The sequence below is a fragment of the Micromonospora sp. L32 genome, assembly GCF_052068055.1.
GTDB classification, from domain to species: domain Bacteria; phylum Actinomycetota; class Actinomycetes; order Mycobacteriales; family Micromonosporaceae; genus Micromonospora; species Micromonospora purpureochromogenes.
Map to the genome: position 1 here is coordinate 133,199 of NZ_JBQHDD010000013.1, position 7,324 is coordinate 140,522.

The 7,324-nt window shown below is 73.5% G+C and carries 9 protein-coding genes; 4 read left to right on the forward strand and 5 right to left on the reverse strand.

Annotated features, from left to right (window positions below):
* Positions 1–28: 28 nt before the first annotated feature.
* Positions 29–319 (reverse strand): hypothetical protein, encoded by a 291-nt coding sequence (locus ACTMTB_RS28360; RefSeq protein ID WP_441149229.1) that lies wholly within the window; start codon positions 317–319, stop codon positions 29–31.
* Between the two features lie 253 nt (positions 320–572).
* Between ACTMTB_RS28360 and ACTMTB_RS28365 the strand changes: the two genes are divergently transcribed.
* The 3 genes from ACTMTB_RS28365 (at position 573) to ACTMTB_RS28375 (ending at position 3,176) form a co-directional block, all read left to right on the forward strand.
* Positions 573–1,076, forward strand: coding sequence for a GNAT family N-acetyltransferase (locus tag ACTMTB_RS28365; protein ID WP_441149230.1), 504 nt, complete (start codon positions 573–575; stop codon positions 1,074–1,076).
* Between the two features lie 10 nt (positions 1,077–1,086).
* A complete protein-coding gene (locus ACTMTB_RS28370; protein ID WP_441149231.1) occupies positions 1,087–1,719 on the forward strand; it encodes a hypothetical protein in 633 nt (210 codons plus the stop codon).
* Positions 1,720–1,847: 128 nt separating this feature from the next.
* Positions 1,848–3,176 (forward strand): hemolysin family protein, encoded by a 1,329-nt coding sequence (locus tag ACTMTB_RS28375; protein WP_441149232.1) that lies wholly within the window; start codon positions 1,848–1,850, stop codon positions 3,174–3,176.
* Between the two features lie 110 nt (positions 3,177–3,286).
* On the opposite strand, the gene ACTMTB_RS28380 is transcribed toward ACTMTB_RS28375, so the two are convergent.
* The 4 genes from ACTMTB_RS28380 to ACTMTB_RS28395 form a co-directional block, all read right to left on the reverse strand.
* Positions 3,287–3,598 carry a PRC-barrel domain containing protein gene (locus ACTMTB_RS28380; protein ID WP_441149233.1) on the reverse strand — a complete coding sequence of 104 codons (312 nt, stop codon included), beginning with the start codon at positions 3,596–3,598 and terminating at the stop codon, positions 3,287–3,289.
* Complete coding sequence (locus ACTMTB_RS28385) at positions 3,585–3,965, reverse strand: hypothetical protein (protein ID WP_441149234.1); 381 nt, start codon at positions 3,963–3,965, stop codon at positions 3,585–3,587. The genes ACTMTB_RS28380 and ACTMTB_RS28385 overlap by 14 nt, the downstream gene beginning before the upstream one ends.
* Positions 3,962–5,188, reverse strand: coding sequence for an NRAMP family divalent metal transporter (locus ACTMTB_RS28390; RefSeq protein WP_441149235.1), 1,227 nt, complete (start codon positions 5,186–5,188; stop codon positions 3,962–3,964). Before ACTMTB_RS28390 ends, ACTMTB_RS28385 begins: the two co-directional genes overlap by 4 nt.
* 87 nt (positions 5,189–5,275) lie before the next feature.
* Positions 5,276–5,659, reverse strand: coding sequence for a PaaI family thioesterase (locus ACTMTB_RS28395; RefSeq protein ID WP_172894699.1), 384 nt, complete (start codon positions 5,657–5,659; stop codon positions 5,276–5,278).
* A gap of 106 nt (positions 5,660–5,765) precedes the next feature.
* Between ACTMTB_RS28395 and tyrS the strand changes: the two genes are divergently transcribed.
* Entirely contained in the window at positions 5,766–7,049 is a 1,284-nt protein-coding gene (gene tyrS / locus ACTMTB_RS28400; protein ID WP_441149243.1) for a tyrosine--tRNA ligase, read from the forward strand.
* Positions 7,050–7,324: the final 275 nt, after the last annotated feature.

Consider the following 7,324-nt stretch of genomic DNA (forward strand, 5'->3'; position numbering starts at 1 on the left):
CCACCCGTGCCACAGTGGGCACTGTCCGTTATCCGTCGCCCTGCCCCGCCGGGCCGGCGCGCCGGTGCACGATCAACTCGTCCACCTCCAGCCGGCCGATGCGCAGCTCCCGGATCACGGCCCGGCGCACCGCCAGCCGGCCGATCGCCAGCACGCCCAGCGCGGTGGCCCCGCCGGCGAGCGCGGACACCGCCAGCGAACCGATCGCCGCGGCACCGACCGCCCGGGCACCCACCGCCAGCGCGCCGGTCGCCACCGCGCCGACCGCCCGCGGACCGGCGACGCCCCGTCGACCCCGCCGCTCCCACATCCCCCGCATGTGCCGATCCTGCGCGCCAACGACCCGCGCCACCCCGCGCCCACCCGCACCTCCACCGGCCGGGTGAACCCCCGAACGCCGAACGCCCCGAGCGGGCCAGCCCGATCCGGGTGCACTTTCCCGGAAAGCGTGGCTATCCGGCCCCGAATAGGCACGCTTTCCGGGAAAGTGCCGCCTCCAGCACAGGGGCCCGGGGTGGGCGGTGTGGCCGGCGGTGCGGGGGTGTCGGAGTGGGTGCGTATCGTCCGGGGGCGTGACGGCCGAACTCCAGCTGCGCCCGGTGCGCGACGACGACCTGCCCGTGCTCTTCGGCTATGGGCAGGATCCGCAGGCGAACTGGATGGCCGCCTTCGGCCCCGCCGACCCGACCGACCGGGCGGCCTTCGACGCGCACTGGTCGCGGATTCGCGCCGACCCGCGGATCGTGGTGCGCGCCGCCACCGTCGCCGGCGAGGTGGTGGGGCACGTGACCGCCTTCCCGGTCGAGGAACGCACCGAGGTCAGCTACTGGATCGACCCGACCCGCTGGGGCCGGGGGTACGCCACGGCCGCGCTCGCCGCGCTGCTGCGCGAGCTGCCGCAGCGGCCGGTGCACGCCCGCGCCGCCAAGGACAACCGCGCCTCCCTCGCCGTCCTGCGCAAGTGCGGCTTCGTCGTGGTCGGCGAGGACTCCGGATACGCCGCCGGCCGCGGCACCGAGGTGGAGGAATGGGTGCTGGAGCTGCCCGCCGAGGCGGCTGACCAGCGCAACCACTAGTGTCCCCGGGGTGAACTGGCTGGAACTCGTCGGCTGGGCCGGCTCCGCGCTGCTGGTCTGGTCCCTGCTGCAGACGCGCATCCTGCGGCTGCGCGCGCTCAACCTCGTCGGCTGCCTGATCCTCATCGGCTACAACGCCGCCGTGCACGTGTGGCCCATGGTCGGCCTGAACGTGGTGCTCACCGTGATCAACGTGTGGTACCTGCGGAAGATGCTGGCCACCCGGCACGACGAGGAGACCTACCAGGTGGTCGAGGTGGGCGTGGACGACCAGTTCCTGGCGCACACGCTGCGGGTGCACGCCGCCGACATCGCCCGGTTCAACCCCGACTTCCGGTGGGCGGCGCCCGCCGCCGAGCGGTCGGCGTTCCTGGTGGTGCGCGCCGACGAGGTGGTCGGCGTGGTGCTCTCGCACGCCGAGCCCGACGGGGTGGCCCAGATCGACCTGGACTACGTCACCCAGCGGTTCCGCGACTTCACCCCGGGGGAGTTCGTCTACCGCCGCAGCAGCCTGTTCACCGACCGGGGCTTCCGCCGGGTGGTCAGCCCGCCCGGCATGGTCGCCCCCTACTACCACCGGCTCGGTTTCCGCCACGAGGGCGGCTCGTACGTGCTGGACCTGCCGACCTCCACTCCGGCGTAGGCGGCACCCGTCCGGAGGATTCACCCGGGTCCGCGCTGGGCACTGACAGGCCTACGCCGGTCGGGTCCTCCGTCCGGCGGCGTCGGCCACAGCGGCCGGCGCCGGTCGCGTGGGGGAGAGAACCGGGCGTGCAGAGCTACTGGAGCCAACTGGCCCTGGTCGGAGTCCTGGTGGTCCTGAACGCGATCTTCGCGGGCAGCGAGATGGCGCTGGTGTCGCTGCGCGACAGCCAGGTGCAGCGGCTGGAACGCGCCAGCCGGGCCGGGCAGGTGCTGGCCCGCCTCGCCAAGGACCCGAACCGGTTCCTCGCCACCATTCAGATCGGCATCACGCTGGCCGGTTTCCTGGCCTCCGCCGCCGCGGCGGTCTCGCTGGCCAAGCCCCTGGTGCCGCTGCTCGGGTTCTTCGGCGGCGCCGCCGAGACGGTCGCCATCGTGGTGGTCACCCTGGCGCTGACCTTCGTCACCCTGGTCTTCGGCGAGCTGGCGCCGAAGCGGATCGCCATGCAGTCCGCCGAGCGGTGGGCACTGCTGGTGGCCCGCCCGCTGGACCTGCTGGCCACCGTCACCCGGCCGGCCGTCTGGGCCCTCGGCGCCACCAGCGACCTGGTGGTACGCCTGGTCGGGCTCAACCCGAAGCACCAGCCCGAGGAGATCGGCCCGGACGAGCTGCGCGACATCGTCGCCGGCAACCACGGCTTCACCAAGGAGCAGCGCACCATCATCGCCGGCGCGGTGGAGATCGCCGACCGGCAGCTCCGGGCGGTCCTCGTACCCCGGTTGCAGGTCTTCACGCTCGACAGCGGGACCACCGCGGAGGCCGCCCGGCTGCTGCTGGCCGCCACCGGCCACTCCCGGGCCCCGGTGGTCCGGCACGGCGGCCTGGACGACGCCGTCGGCGTGATCCACCTCCGTGACCTCGTCGGCGTCCCCGACGACCGCCCGGTCGACGAGTGCGCCCGCCCGCCCATGCTGCTGCCCGACTCGCTGCCGGTGGTGGACGCGCTGCGCCAGTTCAAGGCGGAGCGACAGCACATCGCCCTGGTGGTGGACGAGCGCGGCGCCGTCGACGGGATCGTCACCCTGGAGGACATCCTCGAGGAGATCGTCGGGGAGATCTACGACGAGACCGACCGGGACGTCCGATCGGTGCGCACCGAGGCCGACGGCGCGCTGCTGCTGCCCGGCACCTTCCCCGTGCACGACCTGCCCGACATCGGTGTCGAGGTGCCCGCCCGCCCGGCCGGCGACTACACCACCGTCGCCGGCATGGTGCTGGCCTGCCTCGGGCACATTCCCACCGTCGCGGGGGAGAGCGTCACCATCGACGCCTGGGAACTGGAGGTGTCCGCGATCGACCACCGCGCGATCACCCAGGTCCGGCTGCGCCGCGTCGCGCCGCCCGCCGACGAGAGCACCGACCAGGAGGAACAGCTCCTGGACGAGGCCCGCAGCTGACCCGACCGGCGGCCGGGCGTCCACCCGCCCGCCGGCATCCGGGCGAGCCGGGGGGAACGACGAGAACCGGTGGCCGGACGGCGGCCGCGAGCCCGGGCGGTCGGACCGGGTCAGGATCCCGGGTCGCCGAACGGGAAGCCGGACACCGGCGGCAGGAGCTGCACCTGGTCGGCGGGGACCTGCCGGCTGCCGCGGCTCACCGCCCGCGCCACCACCCGGATCGCCCACGGCCCCGACGGGTGCCGCTCCGCCCCGATCAACCGCCCCACCACCCGGCTCCACCAGTGCCGGGTGACGATCACGTCGGTCAGCCGCAGCGGGCCGTCCGGGAAGCCCCCGCGCACCACCACGTCCACCACCCGGCCGAGCCGCCGGCCGTGCAGGTCGTACGCGGCGCGGCCGAGCAGCTCACCCGCTCGCACGGCCGGCTCCGGGAATCCGGTCGATCAGGTGCCGGCGCAGCCAGGCCTCCGCCGGCGGCCGGGGCAACTCGTCCGCACGGGTGCGCAGCCGTACCGCGCTGTCGATCCGGGCGACCTGGGCGAACGGGATCTGTCGCGGCCGCACGGGCGGATCGTCGGCGAGCCGGTCGGCGACCGCGACCAGGAATCGGCCCGTCCGTCCGCCGATCCGCCGGGCGAGCGCCGCCTGGCCGGTGAGCAGGAAGGCCACGTACGGGACGCCGTCGGCGTCGACGGCGAACTCCACGTCGTCGACCTTGCCGACCAGCCGGCCGTCGCGGTCCACGATCTGCCGGTCCAGCAGCTGCCGGCCCAACTGGAGCCTCATCGGCCCATCCCCGTCGTGACGGCGAGCGGGATCGCGGCCACCGACGCCGCCACGATCACCACCAGGAACACCGCGCCGAGCAGGTTCAGCAGCGGCCCGTTGACCCGGTCGCCCAGGTACGTCCGGTCGTTGGCCACGATCAGGATCGGCAGGTACGTCAGCGGCAGCGCCACCGCGCTGACCACCAGCATGTACTCGGTCAGTCGCACCGGGTCGACCGAGGTGAGGAGCACCAGCACCCCGAGCAGCACGCTGACCAGCAGCACGCTGTGGAAGCGGGCCGCGTCCCGGGGGCTGACCCGCTTGCCCCACTGCCAGCCGAAGTACTGCGCCGCCGTGTACGCCGCCGACAGCCCCGTCTCCAGCGCGGCGCCGAAGGTGACCGCGAAGAACGCCAGCGCGGCGATCGCCAGCCCCACCCCGCCGAACGCGATGACCACCGGCGCGGCCACCTGGTCGAGCGTCGACAGCGAGGTCCCCGTCGGGTGGAAGACCACCGTGGCGGTGGCCACCAGCGACAGGGCGAGGAACCCGCCCACGGGGAAGCCGACCAGCACGCTCGCCCGGGCGTCGGCCAGGTCGGCGGCGCTCCACTTCTCCTCCACCCCGCCCGAGGAGAAGAAGAACACCTCGTACGGGCTGACCGTGGAGGCGAACAGCGCGACCGCCACGAACCAGTACGCCGCCAAGCCCTGCCCGGCGGCGCCGGGGTGCAGCGCGCCCCGGGCCAGCGCGCCCCAGTCGGTCGGCAGCCGGAACAGCGCCACCGCGAACACCACCAGAGCCAGCCCGGCCAGCCCGAAGACCCGCTCCATCAGCTGGAAGCGCATCCGCCACAGCACCAGCCAGACCCCGAACGCGGCCACCGGCACCCACAGCAGGTAGCTCACCCGGGAGGCCAGGTGCAGGGCGAGCGCCACCCCACCCAGCTCCGCGGCCAGGGTGAGCACCGTGACCAGGTAGGACGCGACCAGGTTGAGCAGCGCGACGCGCGGCCCGAGCCGCTCCCGGACCAGGTCGAACACCGCCCGGCCGCTCACCGCCGCGATCCGGCCGGCCATCTCCGCGTACGCGCAGATGCCGACCACCCCGGCCACCAGCACCCAGCCGTGCCCCATGCCGAAGCGGGCGCCCGCCTGGCTCGCCGCCACGAGGTCGCCGATGTCGACGAAACCGCCGACGGCCGACAGCACGCCGAGCGTGGCGGCCAGCAGCTTCTTCACCTCGGGTACGCGTCGGCCGGCGTCATCGAGGCCGACGATAGCGGCGCGCGGACCCGCTTTCCCGGCAAACCGGGCAGGCCCGGTCGGTCAGCCGGCGGTGAGGTTCTGCAGGCGGACCTGGCCGCGCGAGACCAGCCGGCCCTCCCCGTCGGTGATCTCCACCTGCCAGAGCTGCTGGCTGCGACCCCGGTGCACCGGCGTGCCGACGGCGGTCAGCTCGCCGTCGCGGACCGCGCGGAGGAAGTCCGTCTGGTTGGACACGCCGACCACGGTGCCGCGCCCGCCGAGCCAGATCGACCCGCCGACGCTCGCCGCCGTCTCCACCACCGCGCAGTACACGCCGCCGTGCTGGATGCCGAACGGCTGGTGCAGCTCGGGGCGGACCTCCCAGCGGATGACCACCCGGTCCGGGCCGACCTCGTCCAGCTTCAGCCCGAGCAGGGCGACCAGCCCGCCCGTCAGGTCCGGCATCTCCACGACGTTCCTCCTCGATTCGCGGAGCCGCCAGCCTAGTCAACCGCCGGAACGACCAAACCCGGTACGGTCCGGTGCCCGGCATGGGGGAGAATCGGTGACCGTGACCGACAGCAACCTCCCGCACGGGCGGGACTCCCTGACCGAAGACCTGCGGTGGCGGGGCCTGATCCAGGACTCGACCGGCCTCGACGAGCTGCGCGAGCTGCTCGACGGCGGGAGCGCCACCTTCTATGTGGGCTTCGATCCGACCGCGCCCAGCCTGCACGTCGGCCACCTCATGCAGGTCGTCACCGCCCGCCGGCTCCAGCTCGCCGGCCACCGCCCGCTGCTGCTGGTGGGCGGGGCGACCGGGCAGATCGGCGACCCGAAGGAGAGCGCCGAGCGGACGCTCAACCCGCCGGAGGTGGTCGCCGGCTGGGTCCAGCGCATCCACGACCAGCTTTCGCCCTTCGTGTCGTACACCGGGGAGAACGCGGCGCAACTGGTCAACAACCTGGACTGGACCGGCGAGATGTCGGTGGTCGAGTTCCTTCGCGACGTCGGCAAGCACTTCCCGGTGAACAAGATGCTGGCCCGGGAGGTGGTCCGGGCGCGGCTGGAGACCGGCATCAGCTTCACCGAGTTCAGCTACCAGCTGCTCCAGGCCAACGACTTCTTCGAACTGCACCGCCGGCACGGCTGCCAGCTCCAGTACGGCGGCTCGGACCAGTGGGGCAACATCACCGCCGGCGTCGACTACGTGCGGCGCCGGGGCGCCGGCCCGGTGGAGGCCTTCACCACCCCGCTGGTGACCCGGTCCGACGGGACGAAGTTCGGCAAGACCGAGGGCGGGGCGGTCTGGCTCGACCCCAATATGACCAGCCCGTACGCCTTCTACCAGTTCTGGATCAACGCCGACGACCGAGACGTCACCCGCTACCTGCGCTACTTCAGCTTCCGCTCCCGTGAGGAGATCGAGGCGCTGGAGAAGGAGACCGCCGAGCGGCCGGCCGCCCGGTCGGCCCAGCGGGCCCTCGCCGAGGAGCTGACCACCCTGGTGCACGGCGAGCGGGAGATGGCCCAGGCGGTCGCTGCCAGCCAGGCGCTCTTCGGCCGGGGCTCGCTCGACGAGCTGAGGCCCGAGACGCTGCGGGCCGCGCTGACCGAGGCCGGCCTGGTCCACCTGGACGAGCTGCCCGACGTGGCCGGGCTGCTGCGCGACTCCGGCCTGGTGCCGAGTCTCAAGGAGGCGAGGCGGGTGATCGCCGAGGGCGGCGCCTACGTCAACAACACTCGGGTGACCGAGGCGGACGCGACGGTCGCGCCGGAGGACCTGCTGCACGGCCGGTACCTGGTGCTGCGCCGCGGCAAGCGGTCGTTCGCGGGGGTTGAGCTGCGCGGATAGTCGCCGCTGGATGATGTGACGGGGGACGCGCCCGGCCGAGTTGACGATCAACTCGCCGGGCGCGTAACTTTCTCTCTGCCAGCGCGGAACGGACGAAACAGGCGAAATGCCTGGGAGGCCGGAGCGCGGGAATGGTTCGGGGGTCGGCCGGGTTGTCATCCGGTACGGTCCTGGACCGGCTCCCCCGGGGCTTGCGAGAGCCGGTGGGGGTGTGGGAATGACTCCGGGGTCGGATGGGTTGAGTCCCATGTGAGCTTGGACCGGGCGGTGCCCCG